23 protein-coding genes and 1 tRNA gene are annotated in these 24156 nt (G+C 67.3%); 17 read left to right on the top strand and 7 right to left on the bottom strand.

Annotation, left to right across the window (positions count from 1 at the left end):
* Nucleotides 1-40: 40 nt before the first annotated feature.
* From O5M90_RS25025 to O5M90_RS25045, 5 genes are all read left to right on the top strand, one after another.
* A complete protein-coding gene (locus O5M90_RS25025; RefSeq protein WP_262970915.1) occupies nucleotides 41-691 on the top strand; it encodes a c-type cytochrome in 651 nt (216 codons plus the stop codon).
* Between the two features lie 123 nt (nucleotides 692-814).
* A complete protein-coding gene (locus O5M90_RS25030) occupies nucleotides 815-2047 on the top strand; it encodes an HD-GYP domain-containing protein (protein WP_269838986.1) in 1233 nt (410 codons plus the stop codon).
* A gap of 95 nt (nucleotides 2048-2142) precedes the next feature.
* The gene (locus O5M90_RS25035; protein WP_269838985.1) at nucleotides 2143-3726 is read left to right on the top strand and encodes an ABC transporter substrate-binding protein; all 1584 of its coding nucleotides are present in this window, start codon (nucleotides 2143-2145) and stop codon (nucleotides 3724-3726) included.
* Nucleotides 3727-3861: 135 nt separating this feature from the next.
* Nucleotides 3862-5784 (top strand): hypothetical protein, encoded by a 1923-nt coding sequence (locus O5M90_RS25040; RefSeq protein ID WP_440402430.1) that lies wholly within the window; start codon nucleotides 3862-3864, stop codon nucleotides 5782-5784.
* 132 nt (nucleotides 5785-5916) lie between these two features.
* Complete coding sequence (locus O5M90_RS25045; protein WP_137944021.1) at nucleotides 5917-6456, top strand: hypothetical protein; 540 nt, start codon at nucleotides 5917-5919, stop codon at nucleotides 6454-6456.
* A 7-nt stretch (nucleotides 6457-6463) separates the two neighbouring features.
* Here the strand turns inward: O5M90_RS25045 and O5M90_RS25050 are convergent.
* Together O5M90_RS25050 and O5M90_RS25055 are read right to left on the bottom strand one after the other, a co-directional pair.
* Nucleotides 6464-6551, bottom strand: a tRNA-Ser gene (locus O5M90_RS25050).
* Between the two features lie 28 nt (nucleotides 6552-6579).
* Nucleotides 6580-7413, bottom strand: a complete 834-nt coding sequence (locus tag O5M90_RS25055; RefSeq protein ID WP_269838982.1) for a symmetrical bis(5'-nucleosyl)-tetraphosphatase — start codon at nucleotides 7411-7413, stop codon at nucleotides 6580-6582.
* Nucleotides 7414-7513: 100 nt separating this feature from the next.
* Between O5M90_RS25055 and O5M90_RS25060 the strand changes: the two genes are divergently transcribed.
* From O5M90_RS25060 to O5M90_RS25080, 5 genes are all read left to right on the top strand, one after another.
* Nucleotides 7514-8815 carry a hemolysin family protein gene (locus O5M90_RS25060; RefSeq protein WP_137944019.1) on the top strand — a complete coding sequence of 434 codons (1302 nt, stop codon included), beginning with the start codon at nucleotides 7514-7516 and terminating at the stop codon, nucleotides 8813-8815.
* Nucleotides 8812-9564: a SapC family protein gene (locus tag O5M90_RS25065; RefSeq protein WP_137944018.1), complete on the top strand. Its 753-nt coding sequence runs from the start codon at nucleotides 8812-8814 to the stop codon at nucleotides 9562-9564. The genes O5M90_RS25060 and O5M90_RS25065 overlap by 4 nt, the downstream gene beginning before the upstream one ends.
* 102 nt (nucleotides 9565-9666) lie before the next feature.
* On the top strand, nucleotides 9667-11058 hold the full coding sequence (gene pcaB, locus O5M90_RS25070; RefSeq protein ID WP_269838981.1) for a 3-carboxy-cis,cis-muconate cycloisomerase: 1392 nt from the start codon (nucleotides 9667-9669) through the stop codon (nucleotides 11056-11058).
* 2 nt (nucleotides 11059-11060) lie between these two features.
* On the top strand, nucleotides 11061-12284 hold the full coding sequence (gene pcaCD, locus O5M90_RS25075) for a bifunctional 4-carboxymuconolactone decarboxylase/3-oxoadipate enol-lactonase PcaCD (RefSeq protein ID WP_269838980.1): 1224 nt from the start codon (nucleotides 11061-11063) through the stop codon (nucleotides 12282-12284).
* Between the two features lie 253 nt (nucleotides 12285-12537).
* On the top strand, nucleotides 12538-13230 hold the full coding sequence (locus tag O5M90_RS25080; RefSeq protein ID WP_269838979.1) for an N-acyl amino acid synthase FeeM domain-containing protein: 693 nt from the start codon (nucleotides 12538-12540) through the stop codon (nucleotides 13228-13230).
* 9 nt (nucleotides 13231-13239) lie between these two features.
* Here the strand turns inward: O5M90_RS25080 and O5M90_RS25085 are convergent, their stop codons facing one another.
* Nucleotides 13240-13812, bottom strand: coding sequence for a nucleotidyltransferase family protein (locus O5M90_RS25085; protein WP_269838978.1), 573 nt, complete (start codon nucleotides 13810-13812; stop codon nucleotides 13240-13242).
* Entirely contained in the window at nucleotides 13812-14591 is a 780-nt protein-coding gene (locus O5M90_RS25090; protein ID WP_269838977.1) for an IclR family transcriptional regulator, read from the bottom strand. Before O5M90_RS25090 ends, O5M90_RS25085 begins: the two co-directional genes overlap by 1 nt.
* 145 nt (nucleotides 14592-14736) lie before the next feature.
* On the opposite strand from O5M90_RS25090, the gene O5M90_RS25095 reads away from it, so the two are divergent.
* The 7 genes from O5M90_RS25095 to fahA are packed head-to-tail and all read left to right on the top strand — an operon-like array spanning nucleotide 14737 to nucleotide 21679.
* Nucleotides 14737-15702: an MBL fold metallo-hydrolase gene (locus tag O5M90_RS25095; RefSeq protein ID WP_269838976.1), complete on the top strand. Its 966-nt coding sequence runs from the start codon at nucleotides 14737-14739 to the stop codon at nucleotides 15700-15702.
* A gap of 13 nt (nucleotides 15703-15715) precedes the next feature.
* A complete protein-coding gene (locus O5M90_RS25100; RefSeq protein WP_269838975.1) occupies nucleotides 15716-16264 on the top strand; it encodes a VOC family protein in 549 nt (182 codons plus the stop codon).
* 9 nt (nucleotides 16265-16273) lie between these two features.
* A complete protein-coding gene (locus O5M90_RS25105) occupies nucleotides 16274-17860 on the top strand; it encodes an FAD-dependent oxidoreductase (RefSeq protein WP_269838974.1) in 1587 nt (528 codons plus the stop codon).
* Nucleotides 17857-18063 (top strand): DUF2783 domain-containing protein, encoded by a 207-nt coding sequence (locus O5M90_RS25110; RefSeq protein ID WP_269838973.1) that lies wholly within the window; start codon nucleotides 17857-17859, stop codon nucleotides 18061-18063. Before O5M90_RS25105 ends, O5M90_RS25110 begins: the two co-directional genes overlap by 4 nt.
* 31 nt (nucleotides 18064-18094) lie before the next feature.
* The gene (locus O5M90_RS25115) at nucleotides 18095-19057 is read left to right on the top strand and encodes a Bug family tripartite tricarboxylate transporter substrate binding protein (protein WP_269838972.1); all 963 of its coding nucleotides are present in this window, start codon (nucleotides 18095-18097) and stop codon (nucleotides 19055-19057) included.
* A gap of 7 nt (nucleotides 19058-19064) precedes the next feature.
* The gene (gene hmgA / locus O5M90_RS25120) at nucleotides 19065-20357 is read left to right on the top strand and encodes a homogentisate 1,2-dioxygenase (RefSeq protein ID WP_269838971.1); all 1293 of its coding nucleotides are present in this window, start codon (nucleotides 19065-19067) and stop codon (nucleotides 20355-20357) included.
* Nucleotides 20354-21679, top strand: a complete 1326-nt coding sequence (fahA, locus tag O5M90_RS25125; RefSeq protein ID WP_269838970.1) for a fumarylacetoacetase — start codon at nucleotides 20354-20356, stop codon at nucleotides 21677-21679. Before hmgA ends, fahA begins: the two co-directional genes overlap by 4 nt.
* Here the strand turns inward: fahA and O5M90_RS25130 are convergent.
* The 3 genes from O5M90_RS25130 to egtB are packed head-to-tail and all read right to left on the bottom strand — an operon-like array spanning nucleotide 21669 to nucleotide 24136.
* Entirely contained in the window at nucleotides 21669-21950 is a 282-nt protein-coding gene (locus O5M90_RS25130) for a DUF427 domain-containing protein (protein ID WP_269838969.1), read from the bottom strand. The genes fahA and O5M90_RS25130 overlap by 11 nt on opposite strands.
* An 18-nt stretch (nucleotides 21951-21968) precedes the next feature.
* On the bottom strand, nucleotides 21969-22919 hold the full coding sequence (egtD, locus tag O5M90_RS25135; RefSeq protein WP_440402432.1) for an L-histidine N(alpha)-methyltransferase: 951 nt from the start codon (nucleotides 22917-22919) through the stop codon (nucleotides 21969-21971).
* Entirely contained in the window at nucleotides 22916-24136 is a 1221-nt protein-coding gene (egtB, locus tag O5M90_RS25140; RefSeq protein WP_269838968.1) for an ergothioneine biosynthesis protein EgtB, read from the bottom strand. Before egtB ends, egtD begins: the two co-directional genes overlap by 4 nt.
* Nucleotides 24137-24156 lie beyond the last annotated feature (20 nt).

Raw genomic sequence — 24156 nt, forward strand, 5'->3', positions numbered from 1 at the left:
CGGTGTCAGATCCAGACCCAGCACTACAACACTCGGGACCATGAAAAAACTGCTGCAGATTTCGCTCGCTTTGGCCGCTACCGTCGGAGCCCTGACCTCGGTGCAGGCGCAGGATGTGGCCGCCGGGCAGAAGAAGGTGGCCATGTGCATCGGCTGCCATGGCATCCCGGGCTACCAGTCCAGCTTCCCCGAGGTGTACAAGGTGCCGATGATCTCGGGCCAGGGCGCCAAGTACATCGCCGCCTCGCTGAGCGCCTATGCCAAGGGCGAGCGCAAGCACCCGACGATGCGCGGCATCGCGCTGAGCCTCACGGAGCAGGACATCGCCGACATCTCGGCCTATTACGAGCAGCATGGCAAGAGCACGACGACCGTGCCCGAGGCGGCCGTGCCGGCCAGCGCCCAGGTCACCGAGCTGCTGAACAAGGGCGCCTGCGCTTCCTGCCACGGTGCGAACTTCAGCAAGCCGATCGACGGCAGCTACCCCAAGATCGCCGGCCAGCATGCCGACTATCTGTATGCCGCGCTGAAGTCCTACCAGGTCGAGGGCAATGCCGTCGTGGGCCGTGGCAACGCCATCATGGCCGGCCAGGTCAAGCAGTTCAGCCACGCCGAGCTGAAGGCCATGTCCAAGTACCTGGCCTCGCTGCCGGGTGAGCTGAAGGTCGTGCCGCAGCCCAAGCTGCGCTGAAGCCTATTTGTTTGATATTCATCAAGCCGCCTCTTGTAGGCGGCTTTTTTATGCCTGTTCGCCGCATGCAGGGGCGCGGTGCGCACGATACTGAGGCTTGTTGCTTTCGCATACGGCTGCGTCATGCTCAAAAAGATCCCGGTCCAGCAGGTAGAACTCGGCATGTTCATCCAGTCGCTGGAGGGGTCCTGGCTCTCCCACCCGTTCTGGAAGACCAAGTTCGTGCTCAATGAGCCGGCCGAATTGGCGGCTTTGCGCGGCAGCGGGGTGCCGGAGGTTTGGATCGATCTCTCCAAGGGGCTGGCGCCGGCTGCGGTCGCGCCTGTCGCGCTCGCGCCCGCCGCTGTGGCGGCCGTCGCCGCTGCGCCCCAGCCTGTGCCGAGCCCGCTGCCGGCCCCCGCGCCCGTCAGCCTTGGCGAGGAGCTCGCGCGCGCCGGCGAGTTGGTGAATCGGTCCCGTCAGGCGGTGATGGACCTGTTCGGCGAGGCGCGCATGGGTCGTGCCATCGATGCCGAGCAATGCCTGCCCCTGGTCGAGGACGTGACCGCCTCGGTGGAGCGCAACCCCTCGGCCCTGATCAGCCTGGCGCGGCTCAAGACCAAGGACAACTACACCTATATGCACTCGGTGGCGGTGTGCGCGCTGATGGTGGCGCTGGCGCGCCAGCTCGGCCTGTCGACCCAGACCGTCCGCGAGGCCGGCCTGGCCGGGCTCTTGCACGATGTCGGCAAGATGATGATGCCGCTGGAGGTGCTGAACAAGCCGGGCCAGCTCAGCGATGCCGAGTTCTCGACCATGCGCACCCACCCGGTGCAGGGCTACCAGGCCCTGAAGGCCGGCGGCGCGGTGCCGCAGTCGACGCTGGACGTCTGCCTGCACCACCACGAGAAGATGGACGGCAGCGGCTATCCCGAGAAGCTGGTCGGCGAGCAGATCAGCCTGATGGCGCGTATGGGGGCGGTCTGCGATGTCTATGACGCGATCACCTCCAACCGCCCCTACAAGACCGCCTGGGACCCGGCCGGCTCGATCCAGCGCATGGCGCAGTGGCAGGGGCATTTCGACCCGGCGGTGTTCCAGGCCTTCGTCAAGAGCATAGGCATCTTCCCGGTCGGCACGCTGGTCAAGCTGCATTCGGGAAGGCTGGCGGTGGTGATCGAGCAGAACCCGGCCAAGCTGGTGGCGCCTGTTGTGCGGGTGTTCTTCTCGACCAAGTCCAAGCTGCCCATCCCGGTGCAGCTGCTGGACCTGGCTGCACCCGGCTGCAGCGACAAGATCCTGGGCCGCGAACTGGCCCAGGACTGGGGCTTCACCCATCTGGCCGAGCTCTGGGCCAAGCCCGCTGTGCGCGGCTGATCCGGGCTAGCCCCATCAGGTGAATCCCAGGGGCGGCGCGCTGCCGCGCCTGCCTACACTCGCGCCACCGTCCGTTCACAGTTGGGAGTTCCCGAATGAAGAGAAAGCCGTTTTTGCTGCTGGGCCTGGTCACCGCCGCCTGTGCACTGAGCGTGCAGGCGCAAACCCTGCGCTGGGCCAGTCAGGGTGATCCGATGACGATGGATCCGCACTCTCAGAACGAGAGCATGACCAATATGATCAACGGACAGGTCTATGAGCGGCTGACCAAACGCGACAAGAATCTGACCATCGGTCCTGGCCTTGCCACCGAATGGACCCAGGTCTCACCGCTGGTCTGGCGCTTCAAACTGCGCCCGGGTGTCAAGTTCCACGACGGTTCCCCCTTCACCGCCGACGACGTGGTGTTCTCTATCAATAGAGCCAAGGAGCTGGTCTCCCAGTTCTCGGTCTATGCGCAGGCGGTGGGCGTGCCGAAGAAGCTTGATGACCTGACCGTGGAGTTCCAACTCGCCAGCTTCAATCCGATCTTCTTGCAGCATCTGGACACTGTGTTCATCATGAGCAAGAGCTGGTCCGAGAAAAACAAGGTGGTCAAGCCGCAGGACTTCAAGAACAAGGAAGAGACCTATGCGGCGCTGAACGCGAACGGTACCGGCCCCTTCATGCTGGTGTCGCGTCAGCCTGCGATCAAGACCAGCTTCAAGCGCAATCCTGCTTGGTGGGGCAACTGGGAGGGCAATGTGCAGGAGATCGTGTTCTCCCAGATATCCAATGACGCGACCCGTTTGGCCGCGCTGGTCTCCGGCGAGATCGACTTCGTGCTCGACCCGGCGCCGCGCGATGTGCCGCGACTGCGCAGCACCCCTGGCGTCAAGATCATCGACGGACCTGAGAACCGCTTGGTCTTCATCAGCATGGACCAGGCGCGCGACAAACTGCTCTATGGCAATGTGCCGGGAGACAAGAACCCGTTCAAGGATCAGCGCGTGCGCAAGGCCTTGTACCAAGCTGTCGACATCGAGACCATGCGTACCAAGCTGATGAATGGCCTGTCGGTGCCCACCGGCGGCCTGACGCCGTCGCCGCTGGGTTCCTACAACGATCCGGTCATCGAGTCCCGCTACCCCTTCGACATCGCTGCGGCCCGCAAGCTGATGGCCGATGCCGGCTATGCCGACGGCTTCGAAGTCACGCTGGATTGCCCGAACAACCGCTACATCAACGACGAAGAGATCTGCATCGCGCTGGCGACGATGTGGGCGCAACTCAAGGTCAAGGTCAAGGTCAACGCGATGCCGCGCTCCCTGTTCTTCCCCAAGGTCGAGAAGATGGATACCAGCATGTATATGTATGGCTGGGGCGGCGCCATCACCGATGCCGAGACGATGATGACTCCGGTACTGCGCAATCGGGGCGAGAAGGGCGTGGGTTACTACAACTACGGCAATGTGCGCAATGACAAGTTCGACCAACTGGCCGGGCAGAGCACCTTGGAAGCCGATCCCAAGAAGCGCGAGCAACTGATCAAGGCTGCACTGGCGGAGCACAAGGAACAGGTTCACATCATTCCTCTGCATCGCCAGGTCATCCCCTGGGCGGCGCGCAGCAATGTGACGGTTGTGCACCGTGCCGACAATTGGTTTGAAGTGCCCTGGGTCACCATTGGTGCCAAGTGAGCCGGCGACTGACACCTTTCAGAACGGCCTGCGGGCCGTTTTTTATTGGCCGCACTTTCCAGCGCTGATGCGGCATTTGTCCCGGTGCGCCCTGGCCATACTCGCCGCATCTTCCTGCCCGAGTTGTCGTTTGCCATGCGCTTGCCCTCTATTGCCGCCCGCTCGCTGAGCCTGATGGCCGCCCTGTGTCTGCTTGCCTGCGGCGGCGGCGGGGGGGCGGACGGCGACAGCGGCACGACACCGGCCGCCGATCTGGTGCTCAGCGGCGTGGCCGCCGTCGGCGCGCCGCTGGGCGGCGCCCGCATCAGCGTGGTCGATGCCAAGGGCGCCAGCGTCGGCTCGGCCGTGGCCCACCCGGTCGAGGGCACCTACCGCCTGACGCTGTCGACCCAGAGCCCGGCGATGCCGCTGCTGCTGCAGGCGCGCGGCATGGACGCGGCCGGCCAGCCGCAGGTGCTGCACGGCACCGTGCAGACCGCTGCCGCGACGATGACGGCCCAGCTGACCCCGCTGAGCGACGCCGCCGTGGCGCTGGCCCTGGGCACCGACCCGCGGCCGGTGTTCGCCAAGGCCGCCGATAACGCGGCCCTGCTGGCCAGCCTGGGCAAGGCTGGCGCTGCCGCCGATTTCCTGAAGACCATCGTTAAGACCCAGCTGACCGAGCTGAAGATCAGCGATGCGGCCGCCCTGAACCTGCTGGGCGATGCCGGCTTCGCGGCCGTCAAGAGCAACAGCCAGGATCTGCTGATCGAGAGCCTGCGCATCAGCCTGGTCACCAACAGCAAGGGCGTCGAGCAGCTGCAGCTGGGCAACAAGCTGCTGATCAATCAGCCGGTCGAGGTGCTGGTTGATCTGGCCACGGCCAAGACCGAGCTGGCCAAGAGCGCCGATGCGGCGCCGGCCAATGCGATCAGCTCCACCCTGAAGGCCACCACCGGCGCCGCCAAGGTGCTGCCCGAGCTGGCCACGCTGGACGAGCTGGGTGCGGCGCTGAACAAGCTGATCGCCCAGGGCGCCAGCGCCGCCACCTTTGCCGCCTCCGAGCTGCTGGTCGGCTACGAAGGTCACAACGGCCGCACGCTCGCCGAGCTCTCGGCGCTGCTGGCCAGTTACGCACAGAAGAACTGGCAGTTCGGTCGATTCCAGCTTATGGGCTGTGCCGACGATGTGGCGGTGACGGCCGGCTGCAACCGGGTGCTGGTGGCCGCGCCGATCAGCGACAGCAGCGGCAGCACGGTCGCGCTGTTCAGCGATGCGCTGAGTCTCACCAAGCCCAAGTGGCTGCTCAAGGGCAATGGCAAGAAGCTGGAGTTCAGCCTGCTGCCGGTCTCCTGGCTGGGTCTGGAGGCCAGCGGCGCGCTGTCCAGCGCCTTGTCCGGTGTTGTGGCGCCGGCCAGCAATCCAAGCCTGGGCGTGCAGCTGCTGCTGCAGGGGCAGGACAGTGCCGGCACGGCGCTGCTCGACAAGGCCACGGTGCAGACCCCCGGCGGCTTCAGCATCCCGCTGGCCTATTGCGGCCAGCGCTGGCTGTGCATCAGCGCGGCCGCCGGCGCGACATCGGCCGTGGCCAGTGGCGCGCTGTCCGACACCTTGCTGCAACCCACCAGCCTGGGCTGGCTGGGTGGCGCCGACACTTTGCGCGCCGCCCGCTACCTGGCCAGCTACACGCTGGCCGGCACGGCCGAGACCCGCAACAGCTGGCTGCGCGCCGAGCTGCCAGCCAGCGTGCCGGCTGCCGCCCGCCATCCGGCCCTGGACGGCGTCAGCGCGAGCGCCCCGCTGAGCGCCGCCGCCCTGGCCAGCGGCCTGGCACTGAACTGGTCGAGCTGGGCCAGCGCCAACCCCGATCTGCGGCTGAGCGGCGTGCGGGCGCTGATCCGCTACAGCGGCAGCGTGACGATCAGCGACTTCACGCCCGCCTTCCCGCCGGCCAGCACGCTGAGCCTGCCGGCGCTGTCGGCCCAGGCCGGCCAGACGCCGCTGGCCTACGAACTCTGGCTCACGGCCCAGGACGGCGCGGGACGACGACTGGTGACGCGGTACACGCTGCAGCCCTGAGCTGCCTGCGCATCCCACCACTCCTAGGGATGGGCCAGGGCAGGGGTCGCACCTAGCCTGACTCACGACACGGCCGAGCCTTTGGCGACCGCCAAGGCCCTAGCGCCTGTCAGTCAGCAATGGAGGTGCAGCATGCCCACCCGTCAACTCATGGTTACGCAGATCAAGTGCCTGGATGACACCAGCGAGGGCGGCAGCGATGCCCCTTATCTGATGGTTTTCATGGGGCATCGCAATGTGCCCGGCGGCAAGCTGATCCGCGTGCGCGATCCCGACTGGGATGGCGCTTTCCTCGCCGGCAAGACGATGAATATGCGACAGATCGTCAACGAGGCCGAGGCCGGCGGCGCCTTTGTCTTCGCCTGGCTGCTGGAAGAGGACTTTGACCCCGACCTCGGCAGCGGCGGCGTCCTGCAGCTGATGATGCAGTCGGTCTGGAACATCTACGGCGGCAGTGCCTGGGCCAATCTGAACAGCGATCAGCTGCGCTCCATCGTCCGACCGAAGCTGACCGATCTGCTCAAGAGCACGCTGTCCAACGATGAGTACCTGGGCTCGCACAGCTTCGTCGTGCCCCTGGTGACCACCGAGACCTCGCTGTCCCCGCTGAGCTACAGCGGCGATGGCGGCAGCTACAAGATCACGTTCACCGTGCGTATCAAGGGGGGCTGAGCCCGCTTGGCGGAGGCTGTGAGATTCGAACTCACGGACGGTTGCCCGTCGACAGTTTTCAAGACTGTTGGGTTAAACCACTCCCCCAAGCCTCCGGTTTCTGCCTTGCGCAGAGCGCGCATTCTAGCCGCTATGCAAGCCCGGCTTCTGGGCCTGTGCGCAGTCCACCTGGATGATCTCCAGCACCCGGCCGGTCTCGACCCGGGCGGCCGTCAGGCGGCCGCCCCAGACGCAGCCGGTGTCCAGCGCCAGCAGGTCGGCTCGCTGCAGCAGACCCAGGGTCGACCAGTGGCCGAAGGCGATGGGCGTGCCGGCGCTGCGCCGGTCGGGCACATCGAACCAGGGCAGGAAGCCCTCGGGGGCGCCATCGGCATCCTTGGTCTTCAGGTCCAGCCGCCCCTGGGCATCGCAAAAGCGCAGCCGGGTCAGCACATTGACGATGAAGCGCCATCGGGCGGTGCCGGCCAGGGACTCGTCCCAGCTCAGCGGCTCATTGCCATACATCTGTTGCAGAAAGTCCTGCAGATCGGGCCCGCGCAGCAGCGCCTCGACCTCGCCTGCCAGGGCCAGCGTCTGCACCGCGTCCCATTGCGGCACGACGCCGGCATGCACCATCAGCCAGCCCTGCTCGTGCCGGGCCAGGCGCTGCTGGCGCAGCCAGTCCAGCAGGGCCTCGCGGTCGGGCGCGTCCAGGATCTCGCTCAGCGTGTCGCTGCGGTGCGGCTTGCGGGTGCCGGCGGCGGCGGCCAGCAGGTGCAGGTCGTGGTTGCCCAGCAGGCAGCGGGCCGCGTCGCCCAGGCCCTGCAGGCGGCGCAGGGTGGCCAGCGAGGCCGGGCCGCGGTTGACGAGGTCGCCCAGCAGATAGAGCCGGTCGCGCGAGGGCGAGAAGTCCAGCGTGGCCAGCAGGCGCTCCAGCGCGTCGCAGCAGCCTTGCAGATCACCGATCAGATAGTTCATACCGGGATTGTGCGGTGGGTTTGTGTCATGGCCTTCTGCTACGCTTGCGCCCCCGAAAGAACCGATGCGCGACCGGGTTTACCCGAGGCTCGCGCTGCCAATGGATACCGCCCTAGTCATTTTTCTGATTCTGCTCAACGGCCTTTTCGCGATGTCGGAAATGGCGCTCACCGCCGCCCGCAAGGCCCGGCTGCAGGTGATGGTGGAAGGCGGGGAGTCCGGTGCCCAGGCGGCGATGGACCTGCACGAGAACCCGACCAAGTTCCTGTCCACGGTGCAGATCGGCATCACCTCGATCGGCGTGCTCAACGGCATCGTCGGCGAGGCCGCGTTCGCCGGCCCGCTGGCGCTCTGGCTGGGCTCGCTGGGCCTGGCCCAGCACATCGCGCAGTACACGGCCACCGGCCTGGTCGTCGTGATACTGACCGTGGCCACCATCATCTTCGGCGAGCTGGTGCCCAAGCGCCTGGGCCAGATGTTTCCGGAGACGGTGGCTCGCCTGGTGGCGCCGCCGATGGATTTTCTGTCCCTGGTGGCGCGACCGCTGGTGGTGTTTCTGAGCTTTGCGACCAATGCGGTGCTGGGCCTGCTGGGCCTGCGCGGCAGGGCGCAGCGCGGCGTTACCGAAGAAGAGATCGCGGCCAGCCTGGAAGAGGGACTGGACGCCGGCGTGATCGAGGAGCAGGAGCACCAGATGGTGCGCAATGTGTTCCGGCTCGATGAGCGCCAGGTCGGCTCGATGATGATTCCGCGCGCCGAGATCGCCTGGCTCAATATCCATGACGAGGCGCCGCAGGTGCTGGCCATCCTGCAAGCCCATGGCTACAGCCGCTACCCGGTCTGCCGCGAAGGGCTCAATGATGTGATCGGCGTGGTCTCGGCCCAGACCCTGCTGCAGCGCGCGCTGTCGGGCCAGCCGCTGAATCTGGGCGACGATCTGGAGGCGCCGATCTTCGTGCCCGAGACCTTGTCGGGCATGGAGCTGCTGGACCATTTCCGCGGCTCGGATGCGCAGTTGGTCTTTGTCGTCGACGAGTACGGCGAGGTCCAGGGCGTGATCTCGGTGCGTGATGTGTTGGAAGCGATCGCGGGCGAGTTTTCGGCGCCCAGCGATGGCGATGCCTGGGCGGTGCAACGCGAGGACGGGAGCTGGCTGATGGACGGCCTGATTCCCAGCCCCGAGCTGAAGGACCGCCTGGACCTGAAGGAACTGCCCGAAGAGGATCGTGGGCGCTACAACACCCTGGCCGGCATGATCATGCTGCTCTTGGGGCGTTTGCCGCGCACGGCCGATGTGGTGGAGTGGAACGCCTGGAGATTCGAGGTCGTGGACCTCGATGGCAAGCGTGTGGACAAGGTGCTGGTCGAACGACTGGCTCAAGATGGAGATGATGAGAAATGAGCAATCCCCCTTTGTACGGCTCGCTGGTGCCGCTGGACCGTGAACAGCACAAGAACCTGCGCCTGCAGGCCGAGCTGCCGACGCTGGAGCGCGTCGCCGGCCTGAACTCGCTGTTCCTGACGGCGGTCGAGTTCGCCGATGCCTGCAAGGAATTCCCTATCGTGTTCGTGCGCGTCGGCGACAGCGCCCAGCAGCCCGCCGAAGGCGCCAAGCCGGCGGTGGCCCCGCTGGCCGTGTTCGGCCTGAAGCCGGGCAGCAATCTGTTCCTGAAGGACGGCCAGTGGACCGGCAACTACCTGCCCGCCTATCTGCGCCGCTACCCCTTCGCGATGGCCCGCATCAACAACAGCGACGACATCGCCGTCTGCTTTGACGAGCAGTGGAAGGGCTTCTCGCAGACCGAGGGTCAGCTGCTGTTCGCCGCCGACGGCCAGCCCACCGAGTTCACCGTCAACGCGAAGAACTTCCTCGAGAGCTTCGAGCGCGAGGCCGAGCGCACCCGCATGGTCTGCGCCCAGCTGCAGGAGTTCGACCTGCTGCAGGACATGCGCTTCGAGGCCACGCTGCCCAATGGCGAGAAGATCGATGTCGACGGCTTCCTGGCCATCAACGAAGACAAGCTCGCGCAGCTGGAAGACGAGAAGGTGTTGCAGCTGCACCGCAGCGGCCTGCTGGGTCTGATCGAGATGCACCGTGTCTCGATGGGCAATATGAGCCGTCTGGCGCAGGCGCACAGCGCCGCTGCCTGAGTCCGCAGACGACGCCGGGGCAAACCCGCTGCGGGTAAGCCCCGGGCTCGCAGCCCCGCCAGCCCTCGTTAGCATCGCTGCAAAGATCCTCAGGATGGGTTGATGTCAGTGCTGGTATTCGAGGGTTTTTTGTCCACGCCGCAGATGCTGGCGCTCTTCGACGAGAGCGCCATCGTGCAGGCCATGATGGACTTCGAGGCGGCGCTGGCGCGCGCCGAGGCCAAGGCCGGCGTGATCCCGCAATCGGCCGCCCAGGCGATTGCCAGCCTGTGCCGGGCCGAGCTCTACGATGTGGCGGGCCTGGTCGCCGCCAGCGGCCGTGCCGGCAGCCTGGCGATACCGCTGGTCAAGAAGCTCACCGAGACGGTGGCCTTGTTCGACCCGGCCGCCGCCGGCTATGTGCACTGGGGCAGCACCAGCCAGGACGTGATCGACACCGCGATGGTCTTGCAGACCCGCCGTGCGCTGCGCCTGATCGACGACGATCTGCTGAGCCTGTGCGGCCATCTGCTGGACCTGGCCGAGGCCGCCGACGCGACGCCGATGCTGGCCCGCACGCTGATGCAGCCGGCCCTGGTCAGCAGCCTGCGCTGCAAGCTCTTGAACTGGCTGATGCCACTGCTGCGATCCGCTGCGGCGCTGCGCGCCCGGGCCGACGAGGCCTTGCTGCTGCAGCTGGGTGGGGCTGCCGGCACGCTGGCCTCGCTGGGCGACAAGGCCGACGCGGTCGCGAGTCAGGTCGCGGCCGAGCTGCGCCTGCGCGTGCCGGAGCAGTGCTGGCACACCCAGCGCGACCGCTGGGTGCGGCTCGGCGCCGAGCTGGGCGTGATGTGCGGCTCGCTCGGCAAGCTGGCGCGCGACTTGTCGCTGCTGGCCCAGGCCGAGGTCGGCGAGATGATGGAGGGCGCGGTCGGTGGTTCGGGCGGCTCCAGCGCGATGCCGCACAAGCGCAATCCGGTGGCCTGCATGCAGGCGCTGGCGGCGGCCCAGCGCGCGCCGCAGCGGGTCGCCGCGCTGCTGGCCTGCATGGGTCAGGAGCATGAGCGCGGCCTGGGCGGCTGGCAGGCCGAGCTGGCCGAGTGGACCGGCCTGCTGCTGAGCAGCCATGGCGCGCTGCAGGCGCTGGCCGGCGCGTTGGCGGGGCTGCGCGTCGAGCCCGAGCGCATGCGGGCCAATATCGAGCGTCTTGACGATCTGGTCGCCGCCGAGGGCCTGGCCCTGCTGCTGGCGCGAGTCTGCGGCAAGGCGCGCGCGCACCAGCTGGTCGAGGGCCTGTCGCAGCAGGTCGTGGCCCAGGGTCGGCCTTTGCGGGCGCTGGCCCAGGGCCTGTGGCAGGGCGATGCCGAGTTCTCGCGTGGCATCAGCGCGGACGAGCTCGATGCGGTGTTCGATGTGCAGGCCGCCGCCCGCCATGCTGACGCCCGTGTGCACAAGGTGCTGCTGACAGCACGCTCACAATGGCAGTCCTTGATGGACCAACCGCTGGCGCCATGACCATGAACGAGTACCCCGACCAACGCGACGACGATTTCGACCGCGGCCTCGTCAATCGCCGCGCGATGCTGGGCGAGGACTGGGTGCAGCGCTCGACCGCCGGCGCCAGCGCCTTCAACGCCGAGTTCCAGGACTTCATCACCCGCTATGCCTGGCACGAGATCTGGGGCCGGCCGGGCCTGGACAAGCCGACCCGGCGCCTGCTGGTGCTGGGCATGACCATGGGCCTGGCGCGCTGGGAGGAGTTCGAGCTGCACTGCCGCGCCGCCGTCCGTGGCGGTGTGCCCATTGCCAAGATCCAGGAGACCCTGCTGCAGGGTGCGATCTACTGCGGCGTGCCAGCGGCCAACACCGCCTTCAAGATCACCGGCGAGATCCTCAAGGCCGAGGGCCTGGCGCCGCTGCCGGCGCCGCTGACGCGCGCGCTGCGCCCGCGCGCGCAGCACACCTTCAGCCAGCCGCAGCTGCATCTGCTGCTGCAGGGCGAGGGCAGCGGCGTGCCCATCGTGTTCGCCCACGCGCTGGGCCTGGATGCTCATCTCTGGGACGGCCTGGCTGCCGCGCTCGGCGGGCAACACCCGACCCTGCGCTACGACCAGCGCGGCCATGGCGAGTCCGCCCGGCCCGCCGGGCCCTATAGCCTTGACGAGCTGGTCGACGATGCCGCGCGGCTGATACGCGAATGGGGGCGCGGGCCGGTCTGCTTTGTCGGCCTGTCGCTGGGCGGCATGGTGGGGCAGGGCCTGGCCCTGAAGCACCCCGAGCTGCTGCGCGGCCTGGTGCTGGCGCACACGACGGCGCAGTATCCCGAAGCCGCGCGCGCCGCCTGGGCCCAGCGCATCGCGGCGGTCGAGGCCGGCGGCATGGCGGCGGTGGCCGGCATGGTCACCGAGCGCTATCTGCATGCCGATTTCCGTGCTGCCGAGCCCGAGACCACGGCCTTGCTGCACAGCCGCTTGCTGGCCCAGGACCCGGCCACCTATATCGCCGCCTGCCAGGCGGTCAGCGGGGTCGACTATCTGGCGGCCTTGGGCGCGGTGCGCTGCCCGACCCTGGTGATCGCCGGCGCGCTGGACCAGGGGGCGACGCCGGCGATGGCCGAGGCCATCGCGCAGCGCGTCCCGGGCGCGCGGCTGGAGGTGCTGGCCGGCGCCTCGCACCTGAGCCCGCTGGAGCAGCCCGAGGCCTTGCTCGCCCTGCTCAAGTCATTTGCCGCCGGGCTATGAGTTTGCCTCCCCCTGGAATCGGGGTTTCCCCCTTGAGTGGGGCTTGCAGTTGTAAGTTTCTTGTGTCAATTGTTTGGGTGACATGTCTTGCCATGTTTCCGGTACTTCCTCACGCTAGACTGCCCCGCAGCGCGTTGGATCAGCAAAGGAAGTCATGCAGCAAGACGGTTTTGCCATGGGTACACAAGAGGGCCTGCAGCAGTTGGTGGGACTGCAAGCACTGAGGTCCGGAGCTCATGGCGGTAGTTTTGCCATGTTCAGGGAACGCGCCACCCACCCCCATGTCAATGGCTTTGCCATTCATGCGGCGCACTCGAGCCATCACCGTGCGCTGGCCGGTCAACTGGTCCAGCAGCGCTATTCGGAGCGCGGCTATCGTGTCCATCAGGCGGTCGGCGCGGCCCATGCGACGCCGGAGCTGCTGACCTTGAGTGCGACCTCGCCCGAGGATGGCACCCTGGGCACGCTGGGCATACGCTATGACTCGGCGCGTGGCCTGAATGCCGATGCGGTGTTTGAGCAGGAGATGAATGCCTTGCGCAGTCAGGGGCGCAGCCTGTGCGAGTTCACCCAGCTGGCGCTGGACGCGCAGGCCGCGTCCAAGCGCGTGCTGGCCGCCTTGTTCCACAGCGCCTATCTGCACGCCTCGCACCTGCGCGGCGCGGAACTGCTGGTGATCGAGGTCAATCCGCGTCATGTGGCCTATTACCGCCGCATGCTGGGTTTCAAAGTTTGCAGCGAGGCGAGGTTGAACCCTCGCGTGCATGCGCCAGCCGTGCTGATGGTGCTGGAGTTTTCCCATATCGCGCAGCAGATCGCCCGCTATGGCGGCCAGCCGGCGCTGGCTACGGTGGCGCGCACCCTCTATCCCTATGCCTTCGACCCGGCCAAGGCGGCCGAGGTGCTGGCGAGCCTGCGCGACGAGGCTCAGCCGCAGATCTGCTGAGCGGGCTCCTCAGGCCGGGATGATGGTCACCGCCGGCCAGCGTTGCGCGTAGCGCTTTTGCGCGACACGCTGGCGGTAGGTTTCGATGCTGACGCGGCGCGGGTTGCGCCGCACCCGCATCGCGAACAATTCCTCCAGGCCGAGCGGGGCGATCACCGTCAGGCCCTCATCGGCCTCCATCCGCACGCCCACCGCCGTCGCGTACTCGGGCCAGGAAGCCACCGCGTCCTCCAATGAGTTGAGAGGCTCCACCGCGTGGCCGAACACCGATTCGAACCACAGGTGGACGCCGGCCTGGTTGGTGACTTCCCAGGGAATGCCCGGCAGGGCCTGTTGCAGGCGGGCCTGCAGTGCCGCGTCGCGGGCCGGGGACAGGTCTTGCGCATCGAAGAACACCAGATCCAGATCGGCCAGCGGCGAGGGTTCGGTGTGGCCGTGCAAGGCATCCCAGACCAGATTGCGCAGCGCCCCGGCGCCTATGCACCAGGGCGGCAGCTCCAGCGCCCGTGCGGCCCGCAGCGCGGCCATCAGCCAGGGGCTGGCGCGCACCAGCGTGCGCAGCGCCTCCTCCTGCGTGCTCATCAGGGCGTCACGGCGCGCCAGCCAAGCTGACGCGACAGCTCCAGCCCGACCCGCTTGAGCGTCTGCGCCAGTGCGCCGTCCAGGCGCAGGTCGAAGCTGCCGCTGGGGCCGATGGCGGTCAGGCTCAGGACCATGCGGCCCTGGTCATCGAACACCGGCGCGGCCAGCGCGCTGACGCCGGCGACGACGCCGTCATGCGAGTGGGCGATGCCCAGCAGCCGGGCCTGGGCCAGATGGTCGTCCAGCGCGGCATCGAAGACGATGGCCGGGTCGGCCGCCAGCACCTGCTCGCGTGGCAGATGGGCGGCGAACAGCCGGCCCGAGGCGGTGCCGGCCAGGCTCATCACCGTGCCGTGGCGCATGCTGATGTGGACCGGGCTGGAGGCCTCGGCCACCCGCACGATGGTCGGCCCGTGATTGCCCCAGACGGCAATCGCCACCGTGTGGCCCAGCAGCAGGGCCAGCTCCTCGATGCGCGGCGTCGCCAGGCGCACCGGGTCGTACTGCTGCAGGCTGATCAGGCCCAGCTGCAGGGCCAGCGGCCCCAGACCGTAGCGACCGCTGCCGGCCTCCTGCTCGACCAGGCCCAGCTTGATGAAGCTGACCAGATAGGGGTGGGCCTTGGCCGGAGGCATCTCGGCCTGGCGGGCCAGATCCTTCAGCGCCAGCGGCCGGCCATGGTGGGCCAGTGCGATCAGCAGCTGGCCGCCGACCTCCACGCTCTGGATGCCACGCGGGCCGCGTTCGGTCGGGTTCGTCTCTGCGTCGCTGGGCTTCACTAGGGTTTCTACCTAAAACAATCAATTAGACATTAACAAACGCGATGACTAAGATCAAGCCGTTGATTCGTTATAGGCGAATGAATTTGTCAAAGATTAAATTCATTCCTAACCTGCCAGCCACCCGAACCGAGCCGCCGCCACCATGAACACCAAGACTTTTGCGTCCCAAGCCGATCTGGAGGTCAAGAAGGTCAGCTTCGACAAGCTGTCCGACCATGCCTGGGCCTACACGGCCGAGGGCGATCCGAACACCGGCATCGTGATCGGCGATGACGCGGTGATGGTGATCGACACCCAGGCCACGCCGGTGATGGCCCAGGACGTGATACGCCGCATCCGCGAGGTCACCGACAAGCCAATCAAGTATGTGCTCTTGAGCCACTACCACGCGGTGCGGGTGCTGGGCGCCAGCGCCTACCAGCCCGAGCACATCATCGCCAGCCAGGACACGTATGACCTGATCGTCGAGCGCGGCGAGCAGGACAAGGCCAGCGAGATCGGCCGCTTCCCGCGGCTGTTCCAGGCGGTCGAGTCGGTGCCGGATGGCATGACCTGGCCCACCATCACCTTCACCGGCAAGATGACGATGTTCCTCGGCAAGCTCGAGGTGCAGATCCTGCAGCTGGGGCGTGGCCATACCAAGGGGGACACGGTGGTCTGGCTGCCGCAGGACAAGGTCTTGTTCTCCGGCGATCTGGTCGAGTTCGATGCCACGCCCTATGCCGGCGATGCCTACTTCAAGGACTGGCCGCAGACCCTGGACAATATTGCCGCGCTCAAGCCCGAGAAGCTGGTGCCCGGCCGCGGCCGCGCGCTGCAGAACCCGGCCGAGGTGGGGGCCGGCCTGTCGGGCACGCGCGCCTTTGTCTCCGAGCTCTACGAGAGCGTCAAGGCCGGGGCCAGCGCCGGCCGCGATCTGAAGACGGTCTATCGCGAGACCTATGAGCGCCTGGCGCCGAAGTACGGCCAATGGGTGATTTTTGCCCATTGCATGCCTTTCGATGTGACCCGTGCCTACGACGAGGCCACCCAGTACCCGGACCCGCGCATCTGGACCGCCGAGCGCGATATCGCGATGTGGCAGGCGCTGGAAGACATCAAGGCCTGAGGGAGAGCCCGCGATGAAGATCGAACGCATCCACCACGTCGCCTACCGCTGCCTGGACGCCAAGACCACGGTGCAGTGGTACGGCCAGCACCTGGGCATGGACTTTGTGCTGGCCATTGCCGAGGACAAGGTGCCGTCCACCAAGGCCGAGGACCCCTATATGCATCTCTTCCTCGATGCCGGTGGCGGCAATGTGCTGGCCTTCTTCGAGCTGCCGACGGCCAAGCCCATGGGCCGCGACGCCAACACGCCGGAATGGGTGCAGCACATCGCCTTCAAGGTCGGCAGCGTGGCCGAGCTGGAGGCCAAGAAGACCGAGCTGGAAGCGGCCGGCATCGAGGTGATCGGTGTCACCGACCACACCCTCTTCAAGAGCATCTACTTCTTCGACCCCAACGGCCACCGCATCGAGCTGGCGGCCGATGTCGGCACGCCGGCCATGTATGCGCAGCTCGATGCCTGCAAATGGCAGATGCTGGAGGAGTGGAGCCAGACCAAGCGTGCGCCCAAGCATGCGGCCTGGATGCATGACAAGGAATTCCAGGCTTCTACGGCGCACTGAGGCCGGCCCATGTTGAAGACCTATACCTTCCCGGTCTACGACTACCGGCAGAGCCCGGCCCAGCGCGAGGGCCAGGTCTTGCGCCATCCGGTGGTCATTATTGGCGCCGGTCCGGTGGGGCTGACGGCCGCGCTGGACTGCGCCGCGCGCGGCATTCCGGTGCTGCTGCTGGACGACAACAACAGCGTCAGCCAGGGCTCGCGCGCGGTCTGCTATGCCAAGCGCTCGCTGGAGATCTGGGACCGCCTGGGCGTCGGCGCCGCGCTGGCCGGGCAGGGCGTGCGCTGGCAGGTTGGCAAGGTGTTCTTCCGCGACGAGCTGGCCTACCAGTTCGATCTGCTGCCTCAGCCGGCCCACCAGATGCCGGCCATGATCAATCTGCAGCAATACCATCTGGAGGAGCGCCTGGTCGCTGCCTGCGAGGCCCAGCCGCTGATCACGCTGGCGTGGAAGCACAGACTGGTGGCCTTGGAACAGGGCGAGGAGGCCGCGACGCTGACGGTGGAGACCCCCGACGGGCAGTTCCAGCTGCAGGCTCAGTGGCTGCTGGCCTGCGACGGTGCCGGCAGCGACACCCGCCGCATGCTGGGCCTGGACTTCGAGGGTCAGGTCTTTCAGGACCGTTTCCTGATCGCCGATGTCATCATGAAGGCGGACTTCCCCACGGAGCGCTGGTTCTGGTTCGACCCCCCGTTCCACCGCGGCCAGTCGGTGTTGCTGCACAAGCAATGCGACGGTGTCTGGCGCATCGACTTCCAGCTCGGCCGCGATGCCGATCCGGCCGAGGAGAAGAAGCCCGAGAAGGTGATCCCGCGCATCCAGGCCATGCTGGGCCCGGATGTCGAGTTCGAGCTGGAATGGGTGTCGGTCTACCAGTTCGCCTGCCGCCGCGCCAAGACCTTCCGCCAGGGCCGGGTGCTGCTGCTCGGCGATGCGGCGCACCAGGTCTCGCCCTTTGGCGCACGCGGCGCCAACAGCGGCGTGCAGGATGCCGACAATCTGGGCTGGAAGCTCAAGGCCGTGCTGGACGGGGCCGCGCCCGAAAGCCTGCTGGACAGCTACCAGATCGAGCGCGCCGCTGCGGCCGACGAGAACATCCTGAACTCGACCCGCTCGACCGACTTCATCAGCCCCAAGAGCCGCGCCTCGCTGCGCCTGCGCAATGCAGTGCTGGAACTGGCCAAGACCGAGGCCTTTGCCCGGCCCCTGGTCAATAGCGGCCGGCTGTCCATGCCCACCCATTACGCCGGCTCGCCGCTGAACACGCCCGACGAGGATGAGTTTGCCGGCCCGCTGCGCCCCGGCAGCCCCTGTCTCGATGCGCCGCTGGGCGAGGGCTGGCTGCTCCATCAGCTGGGCCAGGGCGTTTTCACGCTGCTGAGCTTCGGCCCGGCCGAGCCGGTCAGCGTCGGCGATACCGTGGCCCTGCCCCTGATCGTGCCGGCCGATGGCCTGCTGGCCGAGCGCTATGACGCGCGGCCCGGCAGCGTCTACCTGATACGCCCCGACCAGCATCTGGCCGCACGCTGGCGCCGCTTCGACGCGGCCAAGATCCAAGCCGCGCTGCGGCGTTGTCTGGGAGTGTTGTCCTCATGAGCCAATTGATACGCAGCCCCCATATCGCTGATCCCGACGGCTTCTACGAAGCCTTGATCGAGGCCCAGCGCGATCTGGGTGACGAGCAGGCCGACATGCTGCTGGCCAAGCTGGTGCTGATACTGGCCAACCACGTTGGCGAGCGCGAGGTGCTCGATGAGGCGCTGGCGCTGGCCCGAGCCAACACGCTGGCGGCTTCCTGATTTCCTTCCTTTTCCAAGCGAGTTCTGATCCATGTCTTATGTGTCCCGCCTCTCCCTGCTCCTGAGTCTGGCCGCCGCTGCCGCCACACCGGCTTTTGCCTATCCCGACAAGCCGGTCGAATGGGTCGTGCCCTATCCGGCCGGTGGTGGTGCCGATGTGGTGGCTCGCACGCTGGCCGAAGCCATGGGCAAGACCCTGGGACAGACCCTCATCATCAATAACAAGCCCGGCGCGGCCACCAATATCGGCGCGGACTATGTGGTCAAGTCCAAGGCCGATGGCCAGGTGCTGCTGACCGCCGACACCGCCACCCTGGCGGCCAATCCCTGGCTCTACAGCAAGCTGCCCTACAAGGCCGAGCAAGACCTGGCCCCGATCGGCCTGGTGGCACGATTCCCGATGCTGCTGGTCGTCAATGCCAGCGTGCCGGTGAAGAACTACAAGGAGTTCCTGGCCTGGGCCAAGACCCAGGACGGGCTGAACTACGCGACCCCCGGTGCCGGCAGCCCCCACCATCTGGCCACCGAGCTGCTGCGTGACCGCGCCAAGCTGAACCTGACCCATATTCCCTACCGCGGTGCGGCGCCGGCGGTGCAGGATGTGATCGGCGGCCAGGTGCCTTTCATGTTCGTTGATACTGCGGCCGGCTACCCGCACATCCTCTCGGGCAAGCTGCGCGCGCTGGCCGTGGCCAGCCCGGCCCGCATCAAGACCTTTGCCGAGGTCCCGACCTTTGCCGAACAGGGCCTGCCCGGATTCGAGGCCTATGCCTGGCAGGGCCTGGTCGTGCCGACCGGCACGCCGGCCCCGGTGATCGCAACGCTGAACAAGGCGCTGCAGGAGGCTCTGGCCAGCACCGCCGTGAAGGCGCGCTTCCAGACCCTGGGCCTGGAGGCGCTGGGCGGCACGCCCGAGCAGATGCGCGCCTATTGGAAGCAGGAACTGGCCAAATGGGGACAGGTGATCAAGGCCGCCAATATCAAACTGGACTGATACGCAGATGAGCGAACTCAAGTACCAATCGGGCTTCGGCAACGAACACGCCAGCGAGGCCCGCGCCGGCAGCCTGCCGATCGGGCGCAACAGCCCGCAGCAAGTGGCCCATGGCCTCTATGCCGAGCTGATCTCGGGCACGGCCTTCACCGCGCCGCGCGCCGAGAACCTGAGGACCTGGATGTACCGGCGCCAGCCCTCGGTGGTGGTCGGCGGCTATGCGCCGCTGGACCATGCCTGGCTGAAGACCGGCGCTGCCCAGGGTCAGGTCGTGCCGCCCGATCCGCTGCGCTGGGCGCCCACGCCGGTTCCCGAGACACCGACCGACTTCATCGAGGGCCTGCGCACCTTGGTCGTCAACGGTGATCCCGATGCCCAGTTCGGCATGGCTGCCCACCTGTATCTGGCCAATCACTCGATGGACCGGCGCGCCTTCGTCAATGCCGACGGCGAGTTCCTGATCGTGCCGCAGCAGGGCGGCCTGCGCATCCGCACCGAGCTGGGCCTGCTGGAGCTGCGGCCTGGAGAGATCGCGCTGATCCCGCGCGGCCTGGCTTTCAAGGTCGAGGTGGACGGGCCCTCGCGCGGCTATGTCTGCGAGAACTATGGCGCGGCGCTGCGCCTGCCCGAGCTGGGGCCTATAGGCTCGAACGGGCTGGCCAATCCGCGCGATTTTCTGGCGCCGGTCGCTGACTATGAGGAGGGCGTCGGGGATTACGAGATCGTCAAGAAGTTCGGCGGCCGGCTGTGGACCGCGCGCCAGGACCATACGCCCTTCAACGTGGTCGCCTGGCATGGCAATCTGGCGCCCTACAAGTACGACACGGCCCACTTCATGACGATAGGTTCGATCAGCTTCGATCATCCGGACCCCAGCATCTTCACGGTGCTGACCTCGCCCTCGGACACCGCCGGCTGGGCCAATCTGGACTTCGTGATCTTCCCGCCGCGCTGGATGGTGGCCGAGGACACCTTCCGTCCGCCCTGGTATCACCGCAATGTGATGAGCGAGTTCATGGGTCTGGTGACCGGCCAGTACGATGCCAAGCCCGGCGGTTTCAAGCCGGGCGCGTCCAGCCTGCACAATGCAATGGTGCCGCACGGCCCCGACACCGAGGCCTTCGCCAAGGCCAGCGGCGCGGATCTGAAACCGCACAAACTGGACAACACCCTGGCCTTTATGTTCGAGACCCGCTGGCGTCTGCTGCCGACCGAGTTCGCCATGAAGGGCGGTGCGCTGGACAGCGGCTATGCCGACTGCTGGCGTGATCTCAAAGACAACTTCCCCGCACAAGCATGAGCTCTTCCATCGACCACACCCATGACGCCGCCGCCCAGAGCTGGGTGGCCTCGGCCAACGCCGCCGCCAGCGAATTCCCGATCCAGAACTTGCCCTATGGCCTGTTCCGCCGTGCCGGCACGAACGAGAGCGCCCGCGTCGGCGTCGCGGTCGGCGATCAGATCCTGGACCTGAGGCTGGCCGCCAGCGCCGGGCGCTGGAGCAGCGCGGTCCAGGTACTGCTGCAGCCGCTGGCCGAAGGTGATCTGAATGCTTTCATGGCTCAGCCTGCCGACAAGCGTCTGCTGCTGCGCCATGCCTTGTTCGAGGCGCTGGCCGCCGACAGCAAGCAGCAGGCCGCGCTGACGCCCTGCCTGCTGGCGCAAAGCGCCGCACAGATGGCCGTGCCCTGCCGCATCGGCGACTACACCGACTTCTATACCGGCATCCACCACGCGACCACGGTGGGCAAGCTGTTCCGCCCGGACAACCCGCTGCTGCCCAATTACAAATGGGTGCCCATCGGTTATCACGGCCGCAGCTCCTCGATCGGTGTCTCGGGCCAGCAGGTGCGTCGCCCGCTGGGCCAGTTGATGCCGCCAGGCGCCACCGTGCCGGAGCGTGCGCCCTGCAAGCGGCTAGACTACGAGCTGGAGCTGGGCGTGTTCGTCGCTGGCGGCAATGCGCTGGGTGAGCCCATTCCCATTGAGCAGGCCGACGCGCATCTGTTCGGCCTGACCCTGCTGAACGACTGGTCGGCCCGCGATATGCAGGCCTGGGAATACCAGCCGCTGGGCCCCTTCCTGGCCAAGAACTTCGCGACCACGATCTCGCCCTGGATCGTCACGATGGAGGCACTGGAGCCTTTCCGCTGCACCTTCGCCCATCCGGCCGAGGATCCGCAGCCGCTGCCTTATCTGGACTCGGCGAAGAACCGCGCCGAGGGTGGCTATGCGATCGAGCTGGAGGTCTGGCTGCAGACCGCGCAAATGCGCGAAGCCGGCCAGGCGCCGACCCGGTTGATGCGTTCCAACTTCGGGCAGTCGGCCTACTGGACCCTGGCCCAGATGCTGACGCACCACGCCAGCAATGGCTGCAATCTGCAGCCCGGCGATCTGCTGGGCACCGGCACGCAGAGCGGACCGGCGGCCGAGGAGGGCGGCTCGCTGCTGGAGCTGTCGCAGGGCGGCAAGCAAGCCCTGACCCTGGCCAATGGCGAGACGCGCACCTTCTTGCAGGACGGCGACACCTTGATACTGCGCGGCTACGCACACAAGGAGGGCGCCCGCCGCATCGGCTTCGGCGACTGCGCGGCCACCGTGTTGCCGGCAGTTACTCGGTAACCTGCACGCCCTTCCAGAACGCGACCCGGCCGGCGACCATCTCGGCGCCCGGCTTGGGGTCGGGGTAGTACCAGACCGCATCGGGGTTCAGCTCGCCCTTGACCATCAGCGACAGATAACTGGCCTGGCCCTTCCATGAGCACATGGTCCGGTGGTTGCTGAAGCTGGTGTACTCGCGCTTGAGGGCGCTGTCGGGGAAGTAGTGGTTGCCTTCGACCATCACGGTGTCATCGCTCTCGGCGATCACGGTGTCGTTCCAGATTGCTTTCATCGTCCGTCCATCCTTTGCTCAGTCGGGCGCTTGCAGCCAGTGCAGACTGAACCAGTCGCGCTCGTCGGTCCAGACTGTAGCGGCTTTGAAACCGGCCTTGCCGGCCAGGGCCTGGAAGCCCTCGATGCTGAATTTGTAGGAGTTCTCGGTGTGCAGGGTCTCGCCGGCCTCGAACTCGTAGACGCGGTGCTCCAGCCGCAGCTGCTGGCGGCGGCGGCTTTGCAGATGCATCTCGATGCGCTGCAGCGGCGCGTTGTAGAAGGCGCTGTGCGCAAATCCTTCCGGATCGATCTGTGCGCCCAGTTCCTGGCGCGCGCGCGCCAGGATGTTGAGGTTGAAGGCGGCTGTCACGCCGGCCGCGTCGTTGTAGGCCGCATGCAGCAGGGCCGGCTCCTTGATCAGGTCCACCCCGATCAGCAGCGCGCCGCCGCGCAGCTGCTGGGCCGCCATGCGCAAAAAGTCCAGCGCCTGCTCGGGCGCGAAATTGCCTATGCTCGAGCCCGGAAAAAAGCCGATGCGCCGCCCCTGCGCCGGACGCGCCGGCAGGTCATGCGGACGGGTGAAATCGGCGATCACCGGCTGCAGTGCCAGCGCCGGGAACTCGGCCTGCAGCGTGCGGCAGGCCCCCAGCAGATGCGGGCCCGAGATGTCCACCGGCACAAAGCTGTGCGGCGCGTTCAGATGCGCCAGCAGCAGCCTGACCTTGCGCAGCGCCCCGGCGCCGTACTCGATCAGCTGGGCGCCGGGCCCGATCAGCGCTGCCATCTCGGGGGCGTGGCGCTGCAGCAGGGCCAGCTCGGTGCGGGTCGGGTAGTACTCCGGCAGCTCGCAGATGCGCTCGAACAGCGCCGAGCCGGCTTCGTCGTAGAAGTATTTGGGCGAGATCGTGCGCGGGCGCTGGCGCAGCGCGCGGTGCAGGTCGGGCGCAAAGCCTTCGTCGTCGGCGACCAGTTGCAGCAGGGGCTTCATCGCGGGGCTCCTTGTTGGGGCTCACGCGCCAGGCGCAGGCCGCTGAACTGCCAGCGCGCGGCCGGCGGAAAGAAATTGCGGTAAGTGGCTCGGGCATGGCCCGGCGGCGTCGCCAGGCTGGCCCCGCGCAACACCAGCTGGCCCACCATGAACTTGCCGTTGTACTCGGCGGCCGGCCCGGCCAGCGGCCTGAAGCCGGGGTAGGGGTGGTAGGCCGAGCGGGTCCATTGCCAGGCACAGTCATAGAGCTGGGCCAGGCCGGGCAGGGCGGTGGCCGCCGCCTCCCACTCGAACTCGCTGGGCAGCCGTGCACCCGCCCAGTCGGCATAGGCGGCGGCCTCGTAAAAACTCAGCTGCAGCACCGGAGCCGCCGGGTCCATCGCCCGGGCGCCGCCGAGACCGAAGACGCGGCCATCGGCCAGCCAGTAGGCCGGCGCCTGCCAGTCCTGGGCGCGGGCCAGGGCCCAGCCGTCCGACAGCCAGAGCTCGGGCCGGCGGTAGCCGCCATCGGCGATGAAGTCGGCAAACTCGCCGCAAGTCACCAGCCGGTTGGCGATCTCGAAGGGCTGCAGCAGGGCTTGATGGCGCGGGCCTTCGTTGTCAAAGGAGAAGCCTGTGCCCGGGTGGCCGATCTCGACCACGCCGCCCGGATGGCTCAGCCACTGCAGCGCCGGCGCGGGCGGCAGCTCCGGCAGCTGGCCATAGGCGGGCCACAACGGGTTGCAGGAGAAGGCATGCAGGATGTCGGTCAGCAGCAGCTCCTGATGCTGCTGCTCATGCTGCAGGCCCAGCTCCAGAATGGCGCTGCCGCGGGCCCAGCTGTCGGCGTCGCAGTGGGCGATCCAGTCCAGCACGGCTGCGTCCACATGGGCGCGATAGGCCCGCACCTCGTCCAGCCCGGGCCGGCTCAGCAGGCCGCGTTGCGGGCGCGGATGGCGCGGGCCGAGGGCCTCGTAATAGGAGTTGAAGAGGTAGAGGAATTGCTCGTTGAAGAGCCGGTAGCCGGGCGCCAGCGGCTTGAGCAGCAGAGCCTCGAAAAACCATGTGGTGTGGGCCTGGTGCCATTTGGCCGGGCTGGCATCGGGCATGGATTGCAGCGCCTGGTCCTCGGCGCTCAGTGGCGCGGCCAGGGCCAGTGTGTGGGCGCGTATCGCCGCATAGCGAGCATGGGCCTGCTGACGGGCTGCGGGGCTGACGGGCGAACTTGCTGCGGGCATCGGTGACTCCCTGTCGCGGT

The organism is Paucibacter sp. M5-1 (genome assembly GCF_027498415.2).
Lineage (GTDB): Bacteria > Pseudomonadota > Gammaproteobacteria > Burkholderiales > Burkholderiaceae_C > Roseateles_E.

Coding starts and splice junctions, on each gene's coding strand:
- O5M90_RS25045 (WP_137944021.1), top strand. CDS start 5,917: ATGCCCACCCGTCAACTCATGGTTACGCAGATCAAGTGCCTGGATGAC.
- O5M90_RS25100 (WP_269838975.1), top strand. CDS start 15,716: ATGAAGATCGAACGCATCCACCACGTCGCCTACCGCTGCCTGGACGCC.
- O5M90_RS25115 (WP_269838972.1), top strand. CDS start 18,095: ATGTCTTATGTGTCCCGCCTCTCCCTGCTCCTGAGTCTGGCCGCCGCT.
- O5M90_RS25105 (WP_269838974.1), top strand. CDS start 16,274: ATGTTGAAGACCTATACCTTCCCGGTCTACGACTACCGGCAGAGCCCG.
- O5M90_RS25130 (WP_269838969.1), bottom strand. CDS start 21,950: ATGAAAGCAATCTGGAACGACACCGTGATCGCCGAGAGCGATGACACC.
- hmgA (WP_269838971.1), top strand. CDS start 19,065: ATGAGCGAACTCAAGTACCAATCGGGCTTCGGCAACGAACACGCCAGC.
- pcaB (WP_269838981.1), top strand. CDS start 9,667: ATGTCAGTGCTGGTATTCGAGGGTTTTTTGTCCACGCCGCAGATGCTG.
- O5M90_RS25080 (WP_269838979.1), top strand. CDS start 12,538: ATGTTCAGGGAACGCGCCACCCACCCCCATGTCAATGGCTTTGCCATT.
- O5M90_RS25095 (WP_269838976.1), top strand. CDS start 14,737: ATGAACACCAAGACTTTTGCGTCCCAAGCCGATCTGGAGGTCAAGAAG.
- egtD (WP_440402432.1), bottom strand. CDS start 22,919: ATGAAGCCCCTGCTGCAACTGGTCGCCGACGACGAAGGCTTTGCGCCC.
- O5M90_RS25035 (WP_269838985.1), top strand. CDS start 2,143: ATGAAGAGAAAGCCGTTTTTGCTGCTGGGCCTGGTCACCGCCGCCTGT.
- O5M90_RS25065 (WP_137944018.1), top strand. CDS start 8,812: ATGAGCAATCCCCCTTTGTACGGCTCGCTGGTGCCGCTGGACCGTGAA.
- pcaCD (WP_269838980.1), top strand. CDS start 11,061: ATGAACGAGTACCCCGACCAACGCGACGACGATTTCGACCGCGGCCTC.
- O5M90_RS25025 (WP_262970915.1), top strand. CDS start 41: ATGAAAAAACTGCTGCAGATTTCGCTCGCTTTGGCCGCTACCGTCGGA.
- O5M90_RS25060 (WP_137944019.1), top strand. CDS start 7,514: ATGGATACCGCCCTAGTCATTTTTCTGATTCTGCTCAACGGCCTTTTC.
- O5M90_RS25055 (WP_269838982.1), bottom strand. CDS start 7,413: ATGAACTATCTGATCGGTGATCTGCAAGGCTGCTGCGACGCGCTGGAG.
- fahA (WP_269838970.1), top strand. CDS start 20,354: ATGAGCTCTTCCATCGACCACACCCATGACGCCGCCGCCCAGAGCTGG.
- O5M90_RS25110 (WP_269838973.1), top strand. CDS start 17,857: ATGAGCCAATTGATACGCAGCCCCCATATCGCTGATCCCGACGGCTTC.
- egtB (WP_269838968.1), bottom strand. CDS start 24,136: ATGCCCGCAGCAAGTTCGCCCGTCAGCCCCGCAGCCCGTCAGCAGGCC.
- O5M90_RS25040 (WP_440402430.1), top strand. CDS start 3,862: ATGCGCTTGCCCTCTATTGCCGCCCGCTCGCTGAGCCTGATGGCCGCC.
- O5M90_RS25030 (WP_269838986.1), top strand. CDS start 815: ATGCTCAAAAAGATCCCGGTCCAGCAGGTAGAACTCGGCATGTTCATC.
- O5M90_RS25085 (WP_269838978.1), bottom strand. CDS start 13,812: ATGAGCACGCAGGAGGAGGCGCTGCGCACGCTGGTGCGCGCCAGCCCC.